At 31.7% G+C, this 23,574-nt stretch carries 14 protein-coding genes, 3 tRNA genes, 1 pseudogene, 1 CRISPR repeat array and 1 riboswitch; of the genes and pseudogenes, 1 reads left to right on the top strand and 17 read right to left on the bottom strand.

The window, feature by feature from the left end; translation table 11 throughout:
- Positions 1 to 64: 64 nt before the first annotated feature.
- Together J2Z80_RS07535 and J2Z80_RS07530 are read right to left on the bottom strand one after the other, a co-directional pair.
- Complete coding sequence (locus tag J2Z80_RS07535; protein WP_209453835.1) at positions 65 to 1,717, bottom strand: cobalamin B12-binding domain-containing protein; 1,653 nt, start codon at positions 1,715 to 1,717, stop codon at positions 65 to 67.
- The gene (locus J2Z80_RS07530; RefSeq protein WP_209453834.1) at positions 1,714 to 2,814 is read right to left on the bottom strand and encodes an NAD/NADP octopine/nopaline dehydrogenase family protein; all 1,101 of its coding nucleotides are present in this window, start codon (positions 2,812 to 2,814) and stop codon (positions 1,714 to 1,716) included. The genes J2Z80_RS07535 and J2Z80_RS07530 overlap by 4 nt, the downstream gene beginning before the upstream one ends.
- Positions 2,815 to 2,923: 109 nt before the next feature.
- Positions 2,924 to 3,048: riboswitch (cyclic di-AMP (ydaO/yuaA leader) on the bottom strand.
- 178 nt (positions 3,049 to 3,226) lie between these two features.
- Between J2Z80_RS07530 and J2Z80_RS07525 the strand changes: the two genes are divergently transcribed.
- Positions 3,227 to 4,516 (top strand): SEC-C domain-containing protein, encoded by a 1,290-nt coding sequence (locus tag J2Z80_RS07525; protein ID WP_209453833.1) that lies wholly within the window; start codon positions 3,227 to 3,229, stop codon positions 4,514 to 4,516.
- A gap of 542 nt (positions 4,517 to 5,058) precedes the next feature.
- On the opposite strand, the gene J2Z80_RS07520 is transcribed toward J2Z80_RS07525, so the two are convergent.
- From J2Z80_RS07520 to J2Z80_RS07450, 15 genes and pseudogenes are all read right to left on the bottom strand, one after another.
- Positions 5,059 to 5,955 (bottom strand): hypothetical protein, encoded by an 897-nt coding sequence (locus tag J2Z80_RS07520; RefSeq protein WP_209453832.1) that lies wholly within the window; start codon positions 5,953 to 5,955, stop codon positions 5,059 to 5,061.
- Positions 5,956 to 5,957: 2 nt separating this feature from the next.
- On the bottom strand, positions 5,958 to 6,473 hold the full coding sequence (locus J2Z80_RS07515) for a hypothetical protein (RefSeq protein WP_209453831.1): 516 nt from the start codon (positions 6,471 to 6,473) through the stop codon (positions 5,958 to 5,960).
- 67 nt (positions 6,474 to 6,540) lie between these two features.
- Positions 6,541 to 7,620, bottom strand: a complete 1,080-nt coding sequence (locus J2Z80_RS07510; protein WP_209453830.1) for an RAMP superfamily CRISPR-associated protein — start codon at positions 7,618 to 7,620, stop codon at positions 6,541 to 6,543.
- A gap of 4 nt (positions 7,621 to 7,624) precedes the next feature.
- Complete coding sequence (locus tag J2Z80_RS07505) at positions 7,625 to 10,924, bottom strand: CRISPR-associated protein Csx11 (protein WP_209453829.1); 3,300 nt, start codon at positions 10,922 to 10,924, stop codon at positions 7,625 to 7,627.
- A complete protein-coding gene (locus J2Z80_RS07500; protein ID WP_209453828.1) occupies positions 10,918 to 12,021 on the bottom strand; it encodes an RAMP superfamily CRISPR-associated protein in 1,104 nt (367 codons plus the stop codon). The genes J2Z80_RS07505 and J2Z80_RS07500 overlap by 7 nt, the downstream gene beginning before the upstream one ends.
- Before the next feature lie 18 nt (positions 12,022 to 12,039).
- The gene (cmr1, locus tag J2Z80_RS07495; RefSeq protein ID WP_209453827.1) at positions 12,040 to 13,026 is read right to left on the bottom strand and encodes a type III-B CRISPR module RAMP protein Cmr1; all 987 of its coding nucleotides are present in this window, start codon (positions 13,024 to 13,026) and stop codon (positions 12,040 to 12,042) included.
- A 539-nt stretch (positions 13,027 to 13,565) separates the two neighbouring features.
- Entirely contained in the window at positions 13,566 to 14,558 is a 993-nt protein-coding gene (locus J2Z80_RS07490) for a CPBP family intramembrane glutamic endopeptidase (protein WP_209453826.1), read from the bottom strand.
- Positions 14,559 to 14,651: 93 nt separating this feature from the next.
- Positions 14,652 to 18,916: direct repeats of the CRISPR family, unit length 30 nt; unit sequence GTTTCAATTCCTGATAGGTAGGCTAAAAAC.
- A 417-nt stretch (positions 18,917 to 19,333) separates the two neighbouring features.
- On the bottom strand, positions 19,334 to 19,525 hold the full coding sequence (locus J2Z80_RS07485) for a hypothetical protein (RefSeq protein WP_209453825.1): 192 nt from the start codon (positions 19,523 to 19,525) through the stop codon (positions 19,334 to 19,336).
- 15 nt (positions 19,526 to 19,540) lie between these two features.
- Positions 19,541 to 20,117: pseudogene (locus J2Z80_RS07480) on the bottom strand (Uma2 family endonuclease).
- 425 nt (positions 20,118 to 20,542) lie between these two features.
- Positions 20,543 to 21,376, bottom strand: a complete 834-nt coding sequence (locus J2Z80_RS07475) for a methyl-accepting chemotaxis protein (protein ID WP_209453824.1) — start codon at positions 21,374 to 21,376, stop codon at positions 20,543 to 20,545.
- A gap of 330 nt (positions 21,377 to 21,706) precedes the next feature.
- Positions 21,707 to 21,783, bottom strand: a tRNA-Met gene (locus J2Z80_RS07470).
- A 5-nt stretch (positions 21,784 to 21,788) separates the two neighbouring features.
- A tRNA-Met gene (locus J2Z80_RS07465) sits at positions 21,789 to 21,864 on the bottom strand.
- A gap of 20 nt (positions 21,865 to 21,884) precedes the next feature.
- Positions 21,885 to 21,974 (bottom strand) — tRNA-Leu (locus J2Z80_RS07460).
- A gap of 71 nt (positions 21,975 to 22,045) precedes the next feature.
- Positions 22,046 to 22,987, bottom strand: coding sequence for a Ppx/GppA phosphatase family protein (locus J2Z80_RS07455; RefSeq protein WP_209453823.1), 942 nt, complete (start codon positions 22,985 to 22,987; stop codon positions 22,046 to 22,048).
- A gap of 44 nt (positions 22,988 to 23,031) precedes the next feature.
- Positions 23,032 to 23,454 (bottom strand): S1 domain-containing RNA-binding protein, encoded by a 423-nt coding sequence (locus tag J2Z80_RS07450; protein ID WP_209453822.1) that lies wholly within the window; start codon positions 23,452 to 23,454, stop codon positions 23,032 to 23,034.
- Positions 23,455 to 23,574 lie beyond the last annotated feature (120 nt).

Raw genomic sequence — 23,574 nt, 5'->3', positions numbered from 1 at the left:
TTATATATATTGGCACAAAAAAATCGGATATATACTTTGCGTATACATCCGATAATAACTATTTTTATGCCACGATTATAAGCTTTTGGTAGTTTTGTATTATATTATAGATCCTTTCTTCCTCCTTAATAATCCTGTTATTTTCATAATCAAATGCGTAGCATGCTCCATTTATAACTTTCGTCTGCAGTGCACCACTTGCACTTTTATTTCCTTTAAGATGCGGAGCATCCAATATGCCCAATTTTATCGCCAATGATAGTGTATGTGGATCTGACAGCGGATCACTGCATAGTGTATTAAGATCCTTTATGGCATTGATTATTACCATCGCATCATTTATTAGTTCCTCTTTCCTCCTTAAAACATCTAAATCTTGAGTGAAATCAAACATGCCAGATAAGGTATTTTTTATTACAGCTTTTACAATCTTCACACTTTCTATTATATCATCTGGCGTTGCAGCATGATGTGCTTCACAAAAACCTACAACATGATATATATGAGGTTTTATAGCCATGGAAAGATATGCGCTTGAAGCAAGCTGCCCTTTCGCCTCAAAAAGATCCTGCGGCATGCTTGCAAGCCCCGCCCTCGCCTGTCTCAACACTCTAAAGTTATCATCCTGAAGGCTTTCAACAAGTTCTATAGATGCCAGCATTTTAGCAAGATCCATTTTTGGGGATGTAGCCGGTGGAACATTAAACATAAACTGTGCTATATAGGTTTTTACACCCATTTTCTTAGCATTGTACGCTGCAAGATAGCTTGCCGCCACATAAATGGCATCATGTGCATCTCTAAGCCCCCAGTGATGTGCCTCATTGACTTCCACAGGTATATTTCTGTCGGCATGCCACTTCATCAGCTTTTGGTTCTCTCTTATAGATTCTTCAACCTGTCTAGGGCCTCTGCCATCTAATACATTGTACCAGCAAAGAGGTATAGCAGCCCATGCATTGTTTATCGTGTTTTTAAGCATGTTAGCCATTTTAAAAACATCATTCGTTCCACTGTAACATCTAAGCAGCGGATAATTTCCACGCCTTGACTCATCATAAAGTTTTTTAAATTCTTCTTCAGTCCTTATAGGTACTCCACCTGCACCATCAAGTGCTTTATTGTACTTTTTATCAAAAAAATGTTCTTGTGTATTTTGATCAGGGGCTATTGATATCACATCGAGAACTTTTTCTTCCGCAATCCTTTTTACACCTTCAAGTGTGTCCGTATACGAAGGCAATCCAAAGTGGTGTCTTATTACAGGATAAGGATAATTTCCTTCAATCCTCTCAATTATATCCTGCCCATACTCAACTTTATTTGATGCGACTTTTTGCCCTCTCAAATACGAAATTGTAAATTCATCACCTGAAGTGCCATCAAAAACTTCCTCAAAAATACCTGATTCTTTGGCAACTATGCAATTTGGTTCCGTCCCACCAAATATCCATCTAATGCCATTAAGATTGTATTCTTTTATCCTGTTTTTAAGAACATCTAATATGGATTTAAGTGAATCAGGAGTCAGTCTATAGCTTATTCCAACTATGTCAGGTTTTCTTACTCGTATGCTTTCTATAAGTTTATCAATTGGTGTTGCAGGACCTAAAAACTGAATATCAAATCCTTCACCCTCTGCAAGCCGCAAAAATTTATAGACGCCTGCAACGTGAACATCATTCTCAATTGAAGCAGCTATAATTAATCTTTTCATGCGACAGTACTCTCCTCCTTTACACCTTCTACTATTTCTTTTATTTCTGCTGCACTTTTGCCATCCAATCCTAGCTTTACAACAGTCCGTCCCATCTTCCAGTAATTTTTTTCATGTATACATGATGCTAAATGAATTATAGAGTCGATAGTATATGTCGAAATTCCCAACTGTCTTCCAATTGAAGAAATTGGGACTAGGCTCATAGGGACATCTTCAAAAATATATCTGCAGTCTAATGTCTTTGGTGCTAGTAAGCCCATATATGCATCTGTATTTTGGATTGCATCATATAAGTTGTCTGAAGCAACACCATACGTATCTTTTAGCCAATCTAATGCTGTAATTGCATTTACACCTAATGCATGTGCTACTGCAACTCTTTCTCTATCCATCCTTTCCAATATCTTTGCAACTGATGGAGATATACCTTCTAAATAATATTGAAAATTTCCCTCTGTAGTCTCTATTCGTGCAGAATTTAAAAGGGTAGGCGCTGGATGAAAAATAGAACCTATATTATTTAAACTTGTCTCTAAAACATTTTCAGCAGATGTTATCTGTGAATAAGCTAATTTCAGCAAATCAACGACGTAATCTGTTTTCCAAGAAGGTATAGACGCCAATGACACAGCATCTTTTATTCTAAAGATCTTTGCCATCCCATCATTCGATCTACAAGCATATATAAAAGTATCCGTCTCAGATATTACTACATCTAAATCTCTTCTCTTTTTGACGATATTATAAAATTCAATTGCGCCAAAAGTTCTTCCAGGATTTAAAACTATTATTTGCCCATTTTTTAAATGCGGAAGCATTTCGTAAGCTATATCGCTGTGCCCTGATGCTGGAACAGTAACCATAATTACATCTGCATCTTTTATCGCATCTTCCATATTATCAGTAATCATATTAAGTCTAGCAAACCCTCTAACAGCTCCTTCAAGATATATACCACCATTATTCAAGATATGAATCAGTTTTTCACGAGTTCTATTATAGAGATTGACTGTAAACCCCATTAGTGAAAGGTGTGCTGCCATAGCCTGCCCACCGTTGCCGGCTCCAATGACAGAAAATATAGGTAATCTCATTTAAAAACCTCCTTCTATTTTTGGGTATTAAAAAAGCCATAGAGAAAATCTACAGCTGAAACCCGGTTTACTAATAGAAGGCAGTAAAACCGAATCTATCCATGCTATTTCCTCCTCTTTCAACGCTTACGAGGTTAGCTGACGGGTTAGGGTCGAAAGATAACCCTTCCATATAAAATGGATTCACCCCAAAATTGGTTTCCCCGCTTCATACGAATTCAGCGTTATAGCATATTATTAAATTAATTAAATTATACCATATTAAAATCATATTTGCAAATATATTAAAAAGATGTAAATTTTGTAACCAAAATGTGCCTATAAATATGTAACTTTTTAAAAAGAGGAATTGAAATTTATAAGTTATTTGTTTAAAATTAAACTAGTCTAAAAAATGGGAGGATATTAAAACATGAAAATATTTGACATTAGCAGAAATGATGATTGTATCTGTGGAAGCGGAAAAAAATATAAAAAGTGTTGTATGAATAATATCGAAGAAATCAAAAAAAATTTGACAAATCCCTTGTCTAATGAAGTTAATCTTTTTTCAGATGATCTTGAATTTATTAAAATCGTAAGTATACTATATGGAACAAATTTATCTGAAAAGAATAAGTCTTTTAAAACTGATAAGATTGTCAAATTAATTTTAGAGACATTTGAAATAGAAGACAATTATACAAGTGATGATTACGTACAATTTCTTAGAAAAATGACCAGAAATATGGCTCAAGATAAAAGATTAAAAAAGATAAGAGTACCTGGTGACTTTTTAAAGGATACTGAAATAGGAAATGAATTAGATGTAGATAATCTTTTAAAAGAGATTGTAGAAGAAAATTTAGTTGAAGAAATTTTTTTGAATATTGCTTTTGAGTTGCAAAATTTTAATTTTAATGAAAAAGAAATAAAGGATCTTTTTCTTTTAATAAAGGTATCTATATTAGATGAATATAACACATTGGTAAAAATGGTAACAGGAGCCACCATGATTGAGATAGCCAAAGCTTTGGAAGAAATACACGCTATAAATAGTAATAAGACTATGGATAAAATCTTTGATATAGCTTCGAAATATCCATCATTTAATGAATATCTAAGCAGTAAAATGTTTGATGCTATTACAGATGATTTTGCTTATGTTTTAGATGAGCACATAGATATTCCTTTTTTCATAGTATATCTGTTTTTGCTTAAATTGTATCATAGAATTTTATCGTCATTTTTATTTGACTTTAAGACACCTACTGAATTTTCCGATTCATTATTTGATGATGTATTACAAGATTTGCTTTATAATGAGCTAATTATTTATGAAAAAGCTTTAAAGACTATCCTCACAAGCTTAGAATTAAAATCCGAAAGTACAGATGACGAAAAAGTAAAAATGTCTTTTGAAAATGTTCTGTCACTTTTAAGTCTGCCTATTAATAATTGGAATATGGAAATATTTGAACAAATAATGAAAGTAAATATTTTAAGAACTTTGAATAACTTACCTGCAAAAGTAGAGGGAATAGACAAAGAAGTAAAATTACAAGACTTAGCTTCGGATGAAATCTTAGATGAATACATAGTTTACTTAAAGAAAAATGGTTTAGAACAAATAGTGGATCTATTTGAAAAAATTTATGGTGATTTAAAAAATATAATGAATAAGCTCAGTAAAGATCTTTCTGATATAGATATAAAATTTTAGCGTTGTATTCATTAAATGCACAAATGAAAGTATATTATAAAAAACACATCTGCAAGCTATGCAATGTGTTTTTATTCCAATTAATAATTATTTCGTTATAATTCGCTAAAACTACTTAATCAATTTATCGCAATATAGCTGAACACAAAAAATTTGTACATATTTATGGTAGTAGAGGCGTATCATTCATAATTATGAACGTACTCTACTCCTATCTACATCAAGAATCTTTTTCTGTCTTTATGGAAATTTTCAAGAATTTACCGTTGTATTCAAAGTTAATATTGAAAAAAGATTGTATGGGGTTTTCCCGAAGTGCCATATGCAAGGGGGAATACCTTATCCCAACATTTCTATAAAAGATTCTTAATGTTTTCTTTTTAGTAAATTTGAACCATATGCACCGTAATAAATAATTTCATTCATTCCACTTTTCACCTCACTCCCTACTAACTCAAAAGTCGTTTCCTTAAAAGAAGAAGTTTAGTTAGCATTAATAAAAGCCATGTAAAATAATAACTTACTATTGTTTTCATCAAAAACTATCCAATTTTTATTAATTTTCCTTTAAAAAGTTGGTAATTTTTTAGTTCCTCACTATTCTTTGAATTTTTATCACCTTTAATCATTTCACTGCCTATATTCACAAAATAACCTGCATTTAGAACTCTAGGGATATTTTGAGTAAAGTCGGATTCTACAAGTAATTTGATTTCTCCTTCAAATTTTACTTTGGGTGAAAATTCAAAAAACTGCTTTAAAATCAAACTATCCCCGCTATCATCTAGAAACAAATAACCATTTTCATTCAAACCCCATTTTTTAAGTTCTTCGTATAGGTCTCTCTCTCCATCGTTTAGTTCATTAATGTAAATTAGCTCCAATTCACCAAAACCATATTTAGCGTCTCCACCAATATATATCTTAAAAGAAGTTTTAAAAAAGTTTTTAACCTTCTCAATTACGCCATCTTCCAGCCCAATTAATCCTATCCAATAAAGCTGTTTCGAACCGCTTCTATTCTGTTTTGACATTGGCAATACAAATTCAAATTCATGAAGACTTTCATCTTTTGCTTTCCTTGATAGTGGTTCTACTGCGGTTGATACAATAGTATCCACAAATTCAAATTTAAATTGTTCCTCAAAATAATCTCCTATGTAAAAATTTCCTTCTTTATATTTAGGAAATAAAGGATCGATATTTGAACATTCATCTTTTTCGCATTTTACACCAGGATAAAAGTTAGTAATATGTTCAAATATCCTTTTAGCTTTGTCAATTTCGTTAAATCCTCTTGTCCTTAAATACTGATTAGTTAAAGCCCCCCACATAGTCCAACCAGGTATAAAAATCTCGGTTTCGTTTATAACACCCCACTCAATTGAACCAATATGTATAGGCTGGTTCTGCTTAAAAATTAGTTTATACCACCTCATTTTTATTCCTCCATAGCCTTTGCATGGTAACGTGCATAAATTAATGTCTTTTCTAAAATGTCTTTAAAGAAAAGAAGCGTTTCTAATTTATTTGCTAAATTAATAAAATATTCATTTAGCTTTTCCCGTCTTTCTTCTTCTTTTTTATTTTTTTCTTTCTTTAAATGTTCTATCTTTCTCTCCTCACTATTTTTTATATTTGAATTTATTTTATCAATTTCTTGTCCTAAATCAGAAATCTCTTTAATCAAGTTTTCATAATTTAAGGAGTTCGTTACGTACTTATCTAACTCAGCAATTTTTTTTAATAATTTAAAGACACGAACACCTTCCAATTTATTCTTATCAGAGGAAAAATTGCAGCCAATTTTATCTAATGCATACACCCACATAGCATAAACTCCATCATTAGAAAGAACACCTAAAAGTTTATTTATTTCATTTGTATCTAAAATCCTCTCATTAACAAATTCAAAAGCAATTTGATTTATAGCACTTTCTAAATTATCATTTTCCATTAATTATTCCCTCCTCTATTTTGCAAATCAATGCAATATAAGTTAATCCTCTAAACTTCCAATCTTCTTACTCAAAGTCAATTTTTAATCTGCCAAATCCCCTTGTTGTCATACCACCAATACCTAAAGTTTCAAAAAAGTGCTTAGAATCATTTAGCGCATCTTTTAGCATATCATAATTAGGTAAATCTTTTATTTTATCTAACCCCTCAAAAGTTGATTTATCAAATATTCTTAAATCACCGTAAAATATCGTTCCCCGCGGAATTGCTTCTGAAGTAAATAATGCTCCTTCCTTTGCCGCTCCTGTTATCGGATCTATAGATACAGAAGTCCTAACCTCAAGATTAGAGTTTACAATCTGTGAAAATATTTCTTTTGATACAATAATAATATCTTCATAATTTAACTTAAATTTATCAATTTTAATTTTGTCTAAATTTATTGACATATTTTTTATTTTATAAGGTAAATGAAGCCATCCAATATTTATATGACCACTTTCTCTTCCTTTTTCTATCTCTTTTAACGCATAAATATACTCACTGTTTCCATTGTTATCAGCTTTTACTTCACCATTATATAAATCTGTATTTTGCAATATTTCCTCTGTAGTAATCCATTTAGTGCCTAATCTTGTAAATACGGGAAAAAACAAAATGTTTAAATCACTAAAATACATCATACCTTGCCAACTTATGTCTTTTTTCGAAAATCCAAAGCCTTTGCAAACTATGCAATGCCCACAATGACCAGTTTCTTTTTCCCTGCTTTCCTCTAAAGTAGCAGTAGATAAGTCATCATGTCCTGCACATTTTATTCCTGCATACCTATTGCCTTCAAATTTCACAACCCATTTTGGTGAATTTTGAATAAAAATTTCCTCTAACTTCTTATCTCTTCTTTCACTTTTTTTAATTCGCATCTTGTCATCTTCAAAAAATTCATGGATTTTTAGGGCCACATAATACCTCCAAGTCCCTGCTATACTTGAACCAAGAATTTTAGGAAGTCTATTTATTGGATCCCTTACAATTGTATTATCAACCCGCCCTATTGTATATCCTCCTGTTCCAACATAAATTGGGTCCATCGCCATACTATAAATTTTAACCTCTTTATCAAATCTATTTGTATTTTCACACATTGTTTTATACCTCCTTCAATGATTTATGCCAAAAATCAAACATATCCAAAATTAACATTAAATTTTCTTCAGTCATTTTATCTTTTAATTCCGTATAAAAATTGCCATTGTCTGCATTTACTTCCAAAATATCTGCAATACCGTTTCTCAATTCAACATCTTTCTTTAGATCAAGAATATTTATAAAACTTGCAGCAAGATACTCCTTAAATTTTTCGGAATCATCAATCTTATCATAAATTACAGAAATTAAATTGTGTAATTTAGTAGTTCTAATACTTTTGCTATTTTTCCCTCCAAATAAATCCCTAAATTTTTTAAATTTAGTCCAATATTCTTCAATATTATATGGTCTTTGCCTTTTTATATATAATCTTCTCTTTCCACCTTTCTCGCTGTTTGCATCGCCATTTTCATTTTCTATATAGTAAATATCATTTCTTCTAAAATTTGCATCTAAAAATTCAAAATCAAAAGTATTTGGGATAATAAACACATTCTCATTATCGCCAATATGTTCAATATCACATATCATCTTCTTAAAATTGGTATCCGGTTTTATGTAAAATTCATAACCTTTATTGTGGGTTCCCCAATATAAGGAATAATAACTTCTAGTATTATTTATTTTCTCTTCACCTTTTTGACAATTCAATTTTTCTTTAATTTTAGATGCTTTTGCTTCAATCATTAATATTTTTGTATTTTTAAGATCTCTTCTAATCCTTCTTAAAGCCTTTACACCAACATACAATGGTTTTTTGTAGTCCTGAATTATAGCTCCAATGTGTAAAGGAAGCTTACCATAGACAAATTTAAAATCTTCATTATATTTTTTCATCGCATTATCTATAAAATTTGGTAAATATTCTGCAGGTATAATAAATTGCCAACTAATTGGCGTTGGATCAATAATTGACATATAGGGATGGTAATCCTCCACTTTTGCTTCCGACCACTTTAAAGATATTTTCACTTTTTTATCATCATAATACCTTCTAATATTATCAAAACCTTCATCTCCTTTTTTATTTTTTAAATCTTCAATATTCTCTACTTCATAAGCATAATTGTTAGCTAAATAAGAAATTAAATAAATTTTCTTGTTATGCGCCCAAAATATCGCTTGTCCGTCATAATATTCGCCATCATCAATATCTTTATCTTTCCAATAAAATCTTCTTTTTCTTCTTTCCGGTATACCAGCGTAATCACATATATTTTCTTTAATATCTTCAAAAAATTCTCTTGTAGTCTCCCAAATCCTTCTTAATCTTGCCGGAGAGGGATTTTTGCGAAGAAGGAACTGGAGAATAAGCGTAGATAGAAATTCTATGTCTGAATCAGTTAATCGAGTCCAATAAATAGTTTTTTCATCAAAGTCTATTTTTTGTTTTGCAGGTATATTAAGATTATAATCCCAATCATATAATTCTTTGTATATAAAATTCTCCCATATATCACAAAAGGAACGTTCAAGTATAGTATTGTTAATTTGCCTAATTAAATAATTTATTGCAAATATTTTATATAAATGTCCTTTCGCACCATTATGTGTCAAATAATCTTGAATACTTGCCGTTTTGTTTTCCTTTTTATTTGTTATTATCATTTTATTATCTTTGTCAAAAAAAGAAAAATATTTAATCCATTCTTCTTCAAATAAATGCTTTGAAGAATCTTTATATTTACTTGGGAGATTATCAATATTCTTATTTTTTTTTAATTTATTATATATCTCTTCAAAAGGCTCATAAAATGCTTTTTTTTCATACAAAGATAAAAATTCTTTTATTTCATCTTCTTCTGTTATACCAATTTCTAAACTTTTTAAATCTTCTTTTTGTAATTGCTCTTTTATCAAATTCAACAATTTTTTTATTAAACTAATATAAGTATCAAAATCCTCTTTTCTCACCAACAAACTATTTAGCATATCACCTCTCAACCAGTCATAGAGTTCAAATTTCATTGTTACAAGTGCAACTCTGTCATTTTTATCTCTTAATTCATCCATCCATATTGTCTCATCATTTCTGTTACAAAGCCAGTTATCAATTCTTCCTTTAGTTTTGTTTTCATAACACACACTACAAATGTTTTTATCTTCATCTTTTCTATCTAATTCAAACACCAGTCTTTGTCCGCAAACTTGACAAACACCTTTTGCTTTTCCACTCTCTGATTTTTCTACACATATATCAATTTCTTTCTTGCTCCAGTCCACTTTTAAAAAATTTTCCTTTGCTTTTCCAAGAAGATAGCCTAAATTCATAAGACCTCTTGAAGCCTTAGTAAGATAGATTGATGGAAAAAATTCATCCAAAGATTTTTCTTTAAAAATACTTATAATTTCATCTTTTAATTTTCTTAAATTGCCTTTTAGCTCTGCTAAATTACCTACATCCAAATCTTCTCCTAAACCTTCACCAACCAAAAAATATATTCCAGTTTCATCACGATATATCTCATTTCCTACAGGATATTTATATTCTAAAAGTTTTTTAATTTCTTCATCAATTTCTCTTGCTTTCTCCCTATACCATTGTATTTGCTGTGGTTTATAAGCCTTTTCTGCAAGGCCGAGTTTATCATATTGTATTCCTAGGATACGCCATCTTGCAAAATCTCTATTAGGAATATTAAAATCATCCTTTAGAACTAAATTAGATAAGTTAGCTTTAAACATAGAAGTAGCCATATAAGATTGTTCCCATAGAGAAACATCGTTAACAGGAAATCTATCATCACTTAATAAATTAGATAAAAATAAATATAATTCTTTTTTAAATATTTTTAAAGTTTCCCAATCAATTGTTGAAGAATCTATCAAAGCATTAAGAATACTTATTATATTTGCAATAACAGCTTCAACTTCTACTGAAGTTCTATTAGTATAATATATATGTGTTTTAAACCCTCCAAATGTATTTGATAACCATCTTTTATTCTCCGGTTCCACTTTAATATTTTCATTTGGTGAACCTTTTTCTATACCAGAATTTAAACCCTCTCCATCTCTATACAATATTCGTAGTATTTCTTGTGGAGCATTTTTTCCACTCCGTTCTCTCCAATTATTTAAAAAATCCTCCCATAAATCAAATGCTTTGCTTAAAATCTTAATATTCTTATTTTTTAAATAATTCTCTAAACTACTTAAGTAATTATAATTTATATTAATATTTGCTTTATTTTGATCATTTGGGCTCACCTTATTCCATAAAGCTATTAAAGAAACTGCCTCAGCTTTTAAAATCTCATCTCTATAATCTTTTAAGTTTTCCAAATTCAATTCTAGCATTTTAACCACCCTTTTTCTTTAAGTTCCTCTTTTATCTCTAAATCTTCATTCACATAATAATATTTTTCACTAAGTTCAAAAGTTCCCCATCCAAGTTTTGTTTTTGCACCTATTCCACTTTGTGATAATTTTTCAACTGCTAATAAAAGATTGTTCAAATCATTTTCTACTTCATTCTTTAATACTTCTTTTTCCTTTAATATACCATCAAACGGAATGTATATAATCTGTAATATCCCTTCTGTACTTTCAGGAACCACTTCATAATAAATAGGCTGTGTACCTGCTCTTTTCCTTCTATCATGAGGATTAATCACTTCCAGCGATAGTCTATCAAAATACGTTGGATAGAATATAGCCCTTCCTTTATGCGTACTTATAGATTCAATTTTCGAACAATATTCATTATTTAATATACTAAAAATTTTTTCTTTAGTATTGGCTTTTCTTATATTCTCTAACATTTCCTTTGTTAATTTGATGCCAAATTCAAAAAGTAATAGTTTAAATAATGAATCTTTTAAATCATTTATATTATAAGCTTCATCTTCTAATCTTTTTCTATAATAATACTCTAAATCTTTAATATATTCTGATCCTGTACCAAAAATTCTAATATAGCTTTCTATTAAAGTTCGATTTCTCTCATTCTCGCCTACTTCAAAACTTTCATTAATTAAGTCTTTGAAAGCATTAGCCAGAGAACCTTTCCATCCACTTCCTCGTATCATTGGCATTTTAAAAGCTTTTTCTTTTAATACAGGATTTGAGATTATATAAAAATCATCATCATCTTTTGAGAAATATGGTTGGCTTAATTTAAATTTTGACCAAATAATAAATGAATATGGAAAAAGTTTTTTAATATATTCGCTAACATCCTCATAACTATCGAAAATTCCTGATATATTCTGTATTCCATTTTTATCCTCTATATAATAAATTTTATTGTTTTTTTTGAAATTCTCCAATTCCTTTTCTCTACCATTAACAAAACCATATTTCAAAATTATAAAAGACTTTACTTTTTTTTCGCATTCGCTTAAAAGTTGATTTTTATCATTTTTATATTCTACAAAAGAATCATATGTTGGCATTTTACTACACTTCCTTTTTTATAATTCATTAAGCTGTTTTTTATATTTATCAACTATCCAAACAGGAATAGATGAACTGTCATATAAATTATTTAAAACAATAAGATATACAGAATTATTATCTTCTTTTTGCAAATGCGATACATAAATTTTAGAAGCATTTCCTTGATTACCAAAATTTTTTTCTCTAAACCTTTTTCCCTCTCTTTTTCTTAAATAATATTTAAAATTATAACCTAAAACACTTTTATTTCCTTCATAATTTATTCTTTCTATTTTATTTATTGACATAAAATTATTAATATTAGCATTTTTAATAATACTTTCATTCTGTCCCTTTGTATCCTGTGATTCTTCAAGCTTAATTTTTACAAATCCAAATCCAAAAGAAAGTTTACCTCCAATAAAAATAATTTTATTTTCAAAAAACCTAATAAAATCCTTCAGATATGTATCCCACCAATATGACATAGTTTTAAGTTTAACCTTCAAACCATCATAGCTATTGATATTATTCATGCTTTGAAAAAGAACCTTTTTTATCCAAAATTCACTTCCTACGTTATCTGGAAAATCAAATTCTATTTCTTTCAAATTAACCTTTTTAGTATAATATTCCAAAATCTCTATATCTACTCTACTATTCCATCCAGTACATCCAAATATTCGCGAAGGAACAGATAATTCTAATTCATCTAATACATTATCAACTTCCTTGTCAAAATTAAAATCATCACCTATATTACCATCCCGCATATGTTGTAATAAAATATCCATAAAAGTTTTTTTATCTTTTTTTAAATTTAATAAATTATCTGCAGGAACATTCTCATCATTCAAATTTTCAATTTGACCTATTTTGATAAATTTCCAATATACAGAAAACCAAAACCTCAAACTTCCCATTAAAGCCGAAGGTCGAATCTTCTCATTTTTCTGCCAAGCATCACCAAACCATAAAGGAGTTATTGTTTCAAATCGAATCACAACTTCCTTCTTACTCATTATTAAAAACACCTTCTTGTTATTTTTATTTACGTAATTTTTTTAATATTTAAAACTATTACTTGAAAATTAAAATCAACTTAATTAAAGCCCATTTTTAGTTAATCTTTCCTATTTACTTAAACAATTTTTCACTTAAAACATTTTGACAATGAAGTATAAAATGTATATACATTGCTATTTAATTCCATATAGATAGGCTAAAAGTTCCTGTGTTTAAATAAATATGACCATATTCTATCGTTTCAAATCCTTATAGGTAGATTAAAAGCCATGTGCATACACATATAGCCATAAGATTTATGTTAAAAAACAAATAAATATCAAGCCGCTATCTTGATAATATTGTAAATTTTCCTCATTTCAAATAAAAAACTAAAAAAATAAACTAGAACAATGTCTTCGATCTCCTGAATATTCTACATAACCTACAGTAGACAACAAAATACTACTTGAACCATCAATTTTAGTATTTTATATAATTATTCTACATAATTATTCAAAATCCTTCTTGCATTTTAGCATATATTCTTTCCACTTCAATCGTAATAAAGTAAGCTTTTAAGCGAAGAACTCCATTCGCTTACCGGGTTGCTTTTCTTTTCCACCGTCCACCTTCTTTCGCCGTTATCGGCGAACAGATGCTCCGCTAAAAATTCATCTTGGATTAGTTTCCAATTTTCTCTGCATTTAACTAAGCTGAGTGTGTAAATTTTTTCTTCAATTCCTTTATTAACCGGTTTGACCTTTCGGAATATAAAAAGACTATAAACGAATAAAAGCAGAGTAACGGCAATCGTGGTTATCGCACTTTCAAACGTTGTCTGATGTACCTCACCAAAATTCCCTCCCAATGCAATTTCATTTAAGTTGCCAAAGGTATCAAAAATTGCATGAGTAATAATTGTCGGCCAAATTGAGTTGTTTCGCAACAAGCACGCGGAGAAAAATACTCCAAAAAATGTTGAATATGTTATCTGAACAGCAGTTGTCAGAAAAGTGGAACGTCCCGCAATGAAGTTTGTTATATGAAGCAATCCGAACAACAGGCTTGAAGCAATTACCGAAAGATAAATTCCCTTTTTCGTGTGCCCCCATTTTTGTAACATAACAGTCAGCGTAGTGCCCCGGCAAAGGATCTCTTCCCAAAATCCGACCGATAAATTCAGAAGTATGTAAAGTATAATCAGTCCGTGTTTTGAAGTATCGATAATCAATGTCCCATCAAAAAGAGGTGTGCCGTTCAATATGGTGAGAACTAGGATTGGCCATAGAAGCCATAATTGTTTCCATTCTTTCGGCTTTGTGAATCCGGCGCATTTCATTAGTCCTAAACCGCGTATGAGGGCAACCAAAAGAATGCTGAATAAACCTTGTTCGATGGTCATCGTAACATAAGCGGCGCTTTGCATGTCCATAAAACTTGTAAAATACGGTTCTAAACGGATTTCCGTAAAAACTGTTGAAATTATCAGAATAATTACTGAAAAACCTATCGGATATCGAAATATGTATATTCTAAACCTGTCCATGATGCCGTACTCCTTCCATACTTATTTGCATGACTATTTATCTCTTAATGCTCAATTTTTAGACCTACAAAATGCGTCTATTCTCCCAAAGGTATCTAAATTCCTCATAGGTAGGCTAAAAACTTAGGCAGGCTTGGAGAAGATTTAGCAAAACAATTGTGTTTCAATTCCTGATAGGTAGGCTAAAAACACCGCCACCACCGACGATGGATTCCGCTTGTTCTTTGTTTCAATTCCTGATAGGTAGGCTAAAAACGAGGCTTACAAAAAACAGGTAAAAAAGTCACATATAGGTTTCAATTCCTGATAGGTAGGCTAAAAACATGGCAGGTTTTCATGAAAAACACCTGCTTTTTATTATGTTTCAATTCCTGATAGGTAGGCTAAAAACTCCATACCAAATTTCCGGTCCTATGTTATCATTATAGTTTCAATTCCTGATAGGTAGGCTAAAAACATGCAATTGTTTCTTCAGGTTCTATTCCTGATATTGAGTTTCAATTCCTGATAGGTAGGCTAAAAACCTGATTGACTTTAAAATGGAGGGTGATAAAAATGTGTTTCAATTCCTGATAGGTAGGCTAAAAACTTTTGCTCCCAGGGCGGCGTTCTGCCAAATTGTTCAGTTTCAATTCCTGATAGGTAGGCTAAAAACGTGTAGGTGTTGGTATTGTTGTTTGTGTCTTTAATGTTTCAATTCCTGATAGGTAGGCTAAAAACCAGAATTAGTCAAGCCAAAAAACGAAGTAGACATTATGTTTCAATTCCTGATAGGTAGGCTAAAAACTCTCATTATTTTGGCAGACAATCTGTATCATTATAGTTTCAATTCCTGATAGGTAGGCTAAAAACGTGGTTTCCAGTTGTAAAGCCAGACAACGTCAAAGAAAGTTTCAATTCCTGATAGGTAGGCTAAAAACAGGATAATGGCGAGAGTGAGTTTAGCGAGACAACAATGTTTCAATTCCTGATAGGTAGGCTAAAAACCCGAAGGTAATATTGAAATAGACATAATTGGGGAAGGTTTCAATTCCTGATAGGTAGGCTAAAAACAAGTAAGGATATTTTAGGAGAAGATAATGTATATTATAGTTTCAATTCCTGATAGGTAGGCTAAAAACGCGGAGATATTTTATATGTGCGTAACTATGGTGAAAGGCTCCCGATCCGAGGCGGGTTTCAATTCCTGATAGGTAGGCTAAAAACAGTCTTAAATATCTCTGTGGCTCTAATTGAATTTGAGTTTCAATTCCTGATAGGTAGGCTAAAAACTCGTGTAATCCGTATCAAGTATTATATTTCAACCCATGTTTCAATTCCTGATAGGTAGGCTAAAAACAGTCTTAAATATCTCTGTGGCTCTAATTGAATTTGAGTTTCAATTCCTGATAGGTAGGCTAAAAACTCGTGTAATCCGTATCAAGTATTATATTTCAACCCATGTTTCAATTCCTGATAGGTAGGCTAAAAACCTCGGTTCAAAAAGGTATTTATGGTTTTCATCACAGTTTCAATTCCTGATAGGTAGGCTAAAAACGTAGCCCTGTAGGCGGTGACGGTGGCGTCGGAGGTGGTTTCAATTCCTGATAGGTAGGCTAAAAACACTTGATGCGTAAAAACAACAACCTAACACAACTAAAACGTTTCAATTCCTGATAGGTAGGCTAAAAACCAAGTAGCCGACGCAGTAGTTCAAGTACCCTACAAAGTTTCAATTCCTGATAGGTAGGCTAAAAACGCAAAAGCATTTTGCACCCGGTACGCTCATACGAGCCATGTTTCAATTCCTGATAGGTAGGCTAAAAACTGGCTCGCTTGCCGGTGCTTTCTTTTGGACTGTGGAGTTTCAATTCCTGATAGGTAGGCTAAAAACTAGATTTCAACAATATGATAGATGCGGAATTACCATGTTTCAATTCCTGATAGGTAGGCTAAAAACAAGAGGTACAAAATAATCCCGAGAATATTGAAATTGTGTTTCAATTCCTGATAGGTAGGCTAAAAACAAACGAAAACGATATTGGCGGGAAAGTGTCATTGGATAGTTTCAATTCCTGATAGGTAGGCTAAAAACTCTTTTGTGATAGTGCCATATCCTCTTATTTTTGCTTGTTTCAATTCCTGATAGGTAGGCTAAAAACCGAGGTTGTAAAGGAAAAGGCAAAATACTTATTCCTGGTTTCAATTCCTGATAGGTAGGCTAAAAACATATCTTCAATGTAATTTACCAAAAATTTGAGCATCGTTTCAATTCCTGATAGGTAGGCTAAAAACAAGTATTATATTGACGATATAACAGGCAGAAGAGAAAGTTTCAATTCCTGATAGGTAGGCTAAAAACCGTTCAACTTTTTCACTCCCTTCTTTCTGGGAAGATGTTTCAATTCCTGATAGGTAGGCTAAAAACAATGCAGATGTGACGGTAAAAATACCTGCTTATGCAAGTTTCAATTCCTGATAGGTAGGCTAAAAACTTAAGATCTTCACATTTTGCCAAGTCTCCAATGTATAGTTTCAATTCCTGATAGGTAGGCTAAAAACATAGCTTTCAAAGCCTGTGCCTGCTGCACCTGACGCGTTTCAATTCCTGATAGGTAGGCTAAAAACCACACGCAACAAAGACATCATTCACAGCTGCAACATTGTTTCAATTCCTGATAGGTAGGCTAAAAACATATAATGATCTCATTTTTCCCTCGCCATCTCATAAGTTTCAATTCCTGATAGGTAGGCTAAAAACTTGCCTAAAATAGATCCACTTGAAGAATGCTTCATAGGTTTCAATTCCTGATAGGTAGGCTAAAAACTTCTCTTCCCTCAAAGATCTCCTTTGCACCACCATTGTTTCAATTCCTGATAGGTAGGCTAAAAACTTTTGGCTTACATAAGTTTGTGACTGAGGATTAAACCGTTTCAATTCCTGATAGGTAGGCTAAAAACTTTCTTTTTCTTCATCGTCTCCTTCATAATCTACACCGTTTCAATTCCTGATAGGTAGGCTAAAAACTTAAATACATCAAATTCAATTCCTGCTTTAAGATCTATGTTTCAATTCCTGATAGGTAGGCTAAAAACTAAATAATTTGACTAACAATATTACAGGCAATGCTATGTTTCAATTCCTGATAGGTAGGCTAAAAACCCAGGTATCATATAATCATTCCTCTCGTGTCATTATTTGTTTCAATTCCTGATAGGTAGGCTAAAAACACTTAATTTTTGCGTATGTAAATTTTTGACTTGTCCCGGGTTTCAATTCCTGATAGGTAGGCTAAAAACAAGGAGATTGAGCAATTAATAAAAAATAGATATTGGTTTCAATTCCTGATAGGTAGGCTAAAAACTTAAAGCACTCTAAAAGCTTGATGTATTCAGTTTTCATGTTTCAATTCCTGATAGGTAGGCTAAAAACCGATTATGGAAAAGATATTCTTGAATTTATCACTTCGTTTCAATTCCTGATAGGTAGGCTAAAAACGATGTCCTAATAATACATCGATCATAAATACTGCTATGTTTCAATTCCTGATAGGTAGGCTAAAAACTACGCAAATTCAAACGATTCAAATTTAACTATTTTAGGTTTCAATTCCTGATAGGTAGGCTAAAAACCTACTACTAAATTACAGTTCAAAAAATCGCCGTGTTAGTTTCAATTCCTGATAGGTAGGCTAAAAACTTTAACACTTCCAGTGTCATTATTTGTTTGTGATGATGTTTCAATTCCTGATAGGTAGGCTAAAAACTATTAGATTTTTGTCCTTCTCCAACGCTATTTGCGGCGTTTCAATTCCTGATAGGTAGGCTAAAAACGAATAAAACGTGAATTTTATAAAAAATTTTTTAATAAAAGTTTCAATTCCTGATAGGTAGGCTAAAAACAAAACAACATCCCAAGGCAAACTAAAAGGAAATTTTTCAGTGTTTCAATTCCTGATAGGTAGGCTAAAAACTTCAAAATATAATCATGAACATCATCCAAACTATGTTTCAATTCCTGATAGGTAGGCTAAAAACTACGCTAGTTGAGCAATATATAAAAGAAATTGAGAAGTTTCAATTCCTGATAGGTAGGCTAAAAACTATTCAATCAGGCAGATTTCCCATACTCAATTCCAGCGTTTCAATTCCTGATAGGTAGGCTAAAAACTCAGGCTTTTTAGTTGGTCTGATAAGATTTTTTCTCATGTTTCAATTCCTGATAGGTAGGCTAAAAACTTATAGATAGTGCAATTAGTATTCTTAAAATGGATAGCCCAGTTTCAATTCCTGATAGGTAGGCTAAAAACATAACTCGAACTGATAGTGGCCAAACAATGTTTAGCAAGGTTTCAATTCCTGATAGGTAGGCTAAAAACGCATTCACTTCCTTTTATATAGTCACTTACTTATCTCTAAAAATCGGGTCAATGTCAAGCTATTATCTTAGATAATGCTGTGAACACGCATACTATCAAATAAACACTTAAAAGATAAATACCTAAAATGTCGTCGATGACCAGCACTTTTTGCACTATCTAAGGTAGACGACAAATTATTACTCAATACAACAACTTTATATAAATATATTCTACATAATTCTTCAAATTCCTCTTTATACTATTTCACTTTTCTTATCTATGATGTTTTTTTTTTATTTTTGTTCACGAATTGGCTATAAATTATTCACAGCTTGTTTACAATTTATGATAAAATAAGTAGTTCATCTCACAACACATCATCAACACAATCTGTGTGCTATTTCAAATATTTCTTCCTGTATTTTTTCCACAATGTTAGGCTTTCTGCCAATGCCTAATATTTTTTGTGCTTTTGCTATATTTGTTGATTTCATGATAAAGACAGTCTTTTTCTATATGCTGATTTACAAATAACCTTCCTATGACAATTCCATCGTATTTCATTACACCGTATACGGCTTTTTTAAACAAATCTTGATAATAATTATTGTCTGTCTTATAAAACAATCCCCTTTCTTTATTCTAATAGTCAAATACCGGTTTTAAATCAATTATAAGATCATCGAAAATGGTTACCTTAACTTTATCTTCGTCAGCATATATTTCAGGTCTTCCGTATCTTTTACTATCTTGTAAAGCAAACACACTTACAATTTTCCCTTCTGGTTCCACTATCCAATATTCCTTAACACCCGATTTCTCATAATATATTAAATTTTTCTAATTTGTCCCTCCTTATACTTGATGACGATACAATCTCTACAATCAAATCAGGCGCACCATAATATCCAGTCTTTCGCAATCCAGATCTATCGCACACAACAACTATATCAGGCTTTAGGACATTAGTTACATCATTATCATTTTGGTTATTATCCTGTGGTAGGCGTAAATCAAAAGGTGAAGTGAATACCATGCAGGTCTTATTTCGCAAATAATTTGCAAACTGTCTTGACAGTTCCACTAATACCGCTTGATGCTGCCATGTTGGTGCCACCTGCATATAAGGCACTCCATCAATTATCTCATACCTTTCTCCTTCCGGCCATGTCAAATAATCAGCATACGTATATCTCTTATTTTCTTTCGGTAGTGGCATATATGCCCCTCCTTGTATAAAACTTTTTATCTGGCATTTATAATCAAGCTAAACTTATGCTCTTTCCGTTAACCCAAAGTTCATATTCACTTAAAAAATACCTACATATTCACCATATATAGCATGAAAATGTGATGATAATATGTCCGAATTTTCTTGAAACATCACACTTATATTATATTATAAATATCCATCTTAATGTTATTTTTTTTAAATATTATAAAATTTATAAAATCTTGCTTTTTGGTTTAAAAAAATCTCTATTCCATTTAATAAAATCACAAATCATTTCCATCTTCCATATCCTACATCACAAAATCATGCAGTGGTGCGTTGTAAATTCAGATTTTTGATTTAAGCAAGCGAAAATGAAAAATCCGTAACTGCTTTTATAGCATAATCATATTTTACTTTCTTTTGCTATTCTATAAATTCCTTGCTAATTCTTCTAAGAGTTGAGAAGTATCGCTTAATTCTTCTATAGAAGAACTAATCTCTTCAAAAGCGGTAGCTTGTGTTTCAAAAAATGAACTTGATTCATTTATTTTGTCAGAAATACTTTTTATAGATTCCTGTATTTTTTCTAATACTGAGTCTATTCTACTTATAGATTCACTGCTGGTATTGGATAACTTTCGTATTTCTTCAGCAACTACACTAAAGCCTTTACCCTTTTCACCAGCTCTTGCGGCCTCAATGGCTGCGTTTAATCCCAATAAATTAGTTTGTTTAGAAATATTTTGAACAAATTTTAAAATGTCATCGGTACCTTTTGTATTTTCAATAGCTTTATTTACTTCTTCTAATATCTTAGTATTAGAATTAACTACAATTTCGACTCCAGAGGAAACCTCTTGGATAGCTGAAGATATTTGTTCAAGCGATGATGCCAGATTTTCGGATAGTGACAATACTTTATGTCTTTTTTCTAAACTTTTCCCCATAAGTAAAACTCCAATTACAGAATTATCGTAATCTTTTATAGGGATGGCATACGATTTAAATGGCACTCCATATATTTCTTTTGGTACATCTTTTATGATATAGTTTCCAGTTCTAATAGCTTCAAAAGCTGCACCACCTTCTGGAATTGCATCACCTACTTTTGCATTAATAGGAAGTTCATCACAATTTTTTATCTCTAAATACTTTTCATTATCTACAATGGCAAAAGATACACTATCCTCAAAAAGCATAGGTAAAAAAGCCGTTAATTTATGAAAAAAGTCAAGCATCTCATCTTTAGATATAGTTATCAATTTTAGTCCCCCTTAATACGTTAATTTTTTAACTTATAATAAAGTTCTATAATAAATTATATAAAATTAACGATTTTTGTCAAAAAAAATCATTTCCAAATTCAACATACATAAAAGATTGTGGATCAAAATTTATTCCAAAATCTTTTAATTCCGCATAGATAGGATAAAAACTTATTCTTGTTTTTATTAACTGCAAAAGCCATGATAATTACTGAATGGTAAATTTTACTAACAAAAAAAATCACCCACCTTTTTAAGTGAGTGATTATACTCATTCGTTTTGACTATATGTTTTTTAAAGCCCTTTAAACCTTGAATTTACTGGTTTGGTAGCGGCGAGTGGAGTCGAACCACCGACACTGCGGGTATGAACCGCATGCTCTAGCCAACTGAGCTACGCCGCCATGTTTGGTTGCGGGGGCAGGACTTGAACCTGCGACCTCCGGGTTATGAGCCCGACGAGCTGCCAACTGCTCCACCCCGCGACATATTTATTTTATTTAACTGGTGCCGGAGACCGGAATCGAACCGGTACGAGCTTTAAAGGCCCGCAGGATTTTAAGTCCTGTGCGTCTGCCAGTTCCGCCACTCCGGCAATCACATTTATCAGCGACACCATTAATTATATTACATAAAACAGTATTAGTCAATACCCTTATGGATATATTATTTGCCAACATCGCTATTAGTTATTTTTTTACCATCATTACCTCTAATAAATTTTTCTACTACAGCACCCTCCAAATTGTCCCATTCGCTTACAGTAATGGAAGTGCAATTCAAGAGCTCTAATACCGTATAGACTATTATTGTACCTGCAACTATAATATCCGCTCTTTCTGGTTGCAAACCATTTAACAGCTTTCTTTCATTAAAGCTTAAAGACATCATTAAATCAAGCAGCCTTTTTATGTCCCCCTTTTTAAGCACATATCCATGAATCAATTCTCTCGAATATATCCTTAAATCCTGTGACATAGCTGCAAGCGTCGTTATCGTACCACCTATCCCGACTATCTCTTTAGGCATATTTTGATTATCGCTGATAAATGGCGTAAGCATATCAGTTATATAAAGCCTTATGTTATTATACTCCTCAAGCAAAATAGGATCGCTTTTTATAAATTTTTCCGTAAGCCTGACTGCACCGATGTCAAAACTTCTTTTTATAAGTTCATCTTTGAAATAAGAAAATTCAGTACTTCCACCACCCACATCCATTACCAGCACATCATTCTTTTTTATTCCATACGATGCCCCTAGATATCCATAAAGGCTTTCTGTTTCACCATCGATTATATCCACATCCAAACCAATATTTAATAGTTCGTCAATAAAATAACTGGAATTCTTAGCATCCCTTACGGCTGATGTGGCAAAAGCATATATCCTCTGTGTTTCATAATTTTCCGCATCATCCAAATATTCTTTTATCGTGCTTACACTTCTTGCAATTGCATCATTACTTAATTTGCCGCTTCTAGAAACAGATTCACCAAGCCTTGTTATTTTTACATCCTTCTTTATTTGCCTTATTTCATCATTTTCCACATCACATATAAGATGACGTATTGAATTCGTTCCTATATCGATAACAGAGCACTTCATGATAGTCCTCCCAAATAAAAACCTTCGGGCTATACCCGAAGTTATTAATAATTAGCGTTTCTCTTATAGCCGCCGCCTCTTCGCTTTGAATCAAAATTCTTCTTAAGCTGCTGCTGCCTTTCATCCGAGTCTTTTAGAAATTTCGATATTCTCTCTTCAAAAGATATATTATTATTCCGATTACTATAGCTTTCGTTCCCATAGCCCTTATTGCTTTTTATTGGTTTTGGCTTTGGCAAAGCCTTTTTTATTGACAAGCTTATTCTGCCGCCTTTATCCATGGAAAGTATTTTTACTTTCACCTTGTCATTTTCTTTTAAAAACTCGTTGATATCTTTAACATAGGTGTTAGCAACTTCTGATATATGAACTAACCCTGTTTTGCCTTCTGGTAATTGAACAAACGCTCCAAAATCTGTGATATTTAGAACAGTTCCTTCAACTACCTCTCCTACCTGAAATGGCATATAAATGTTTATCCTCCCTTTGATTTATGAGTATTCTCGGCAACTTCTGTTGCCTGATATAACTGAATTTCAGGAGACATATTTTAAATTTATCCCCCAAAATTTCATTCTGAAATCATT

Source organism: Thermoanaerobacterium butyriciformans (genome assembly GCF_017874545.1).
GTDB lineage: Bacteria > Bacillota > Thermoanaerobacteria > Thermoanaerobacterales > Thermoanaerobacteraceae > Thermoanaerobacterium > Thermoanaerobacterium butyriciformans.
Note: the sequence above shows the minus strand (reverse complement) of the source record. Positions and strands in the feature narration are given on the sequence as shown.

Bases quoted from the DNA above. Each gene is read 5' to 3' on its own strand.
- cmr1 (WP_209453827.1), bottom strand. From the start codon at position 13,026: ATGAGTAAGAAGGAAGTTGTGATTCGATTTGAAACAATAACTCCTTTA.
- J2Z80_RS07510 (WP_209453830.1), bottom strand. From the start codon at position 7,620: ATGTGTGAAAATACAAATAGATTTGATAAAGAGGTTAAAATTTATAGT.
- J2Z80_RS07450 (WP_209453822.1), bottom strand. From the start codon at position 23,454: ATGCCATTTCAGGTAGGAGAGGTAGTTGAAGGAACTGTTCTAAATATC.
- J2Z80_RS07490 (WP_209453826.1), bottom strand. From the start codon at position 14,558: ATGGACAGGTTTAGAATATACATATTTCGATATCCGATAGGTTTTTCA.
- J2Z80_RS07505 (WP_209453829.1), bottom strand. From the start codon at position 10,924: ATGCTAGAATTGAATTTGGAAAACTTAAAAGATTATAGAGATGAGATT.
- J2Z80_RS07455 (WP_209453823.1), bottom strand. From the start codon at position 22,987: ATGAAGTGCTCTGTTATCGATATAGGAACGAATTCAATACGTCATCTT.
- J2Z80_RS07530 (WP_209453834.1), bottom strand. From the start codon at position 2,814: ATGAGATTACCTATATTTTCTGTCATTGGAGCCGGCAACGGTGGGCAG.
- J2Z80_RS07520 (WP_209453832.1), bottom strand. From the start codon at position 5,955: ATGAGGTGGTATAAACTAATTTTTAAGCAGAACCAGCCTATACATATT.
- J2Z80_RS07500 (WP_209453828.1), bottom strand. From the start codon at position 12,021: ATGCCAACATATGATTCTTTTGTAGAATATAAAAATGATAAAAATCAA.
- J2Z80_RS07525 (WP_209453833.1), top strand. From the start codon at position 3,227: ATGAAAATATTTGACATTAGCAGAAATGATGATTGTATCTGTGGAAGC.
- J2Z80_RS07515 (WP_209453831.1), bottom strand. From the start codon at position 6,473: ATGGAAAATGATAATTTAGAAAGTGCTATAAATCAAATTGCTTTTGAA.
- J2Z80_RS07535 (WP_209453835.1), bottom strand. From the start codon at position 1,717: ATGAAAAGATTAATTATAGCTGCTTCAATTGAGAATGATGTTCACGTT.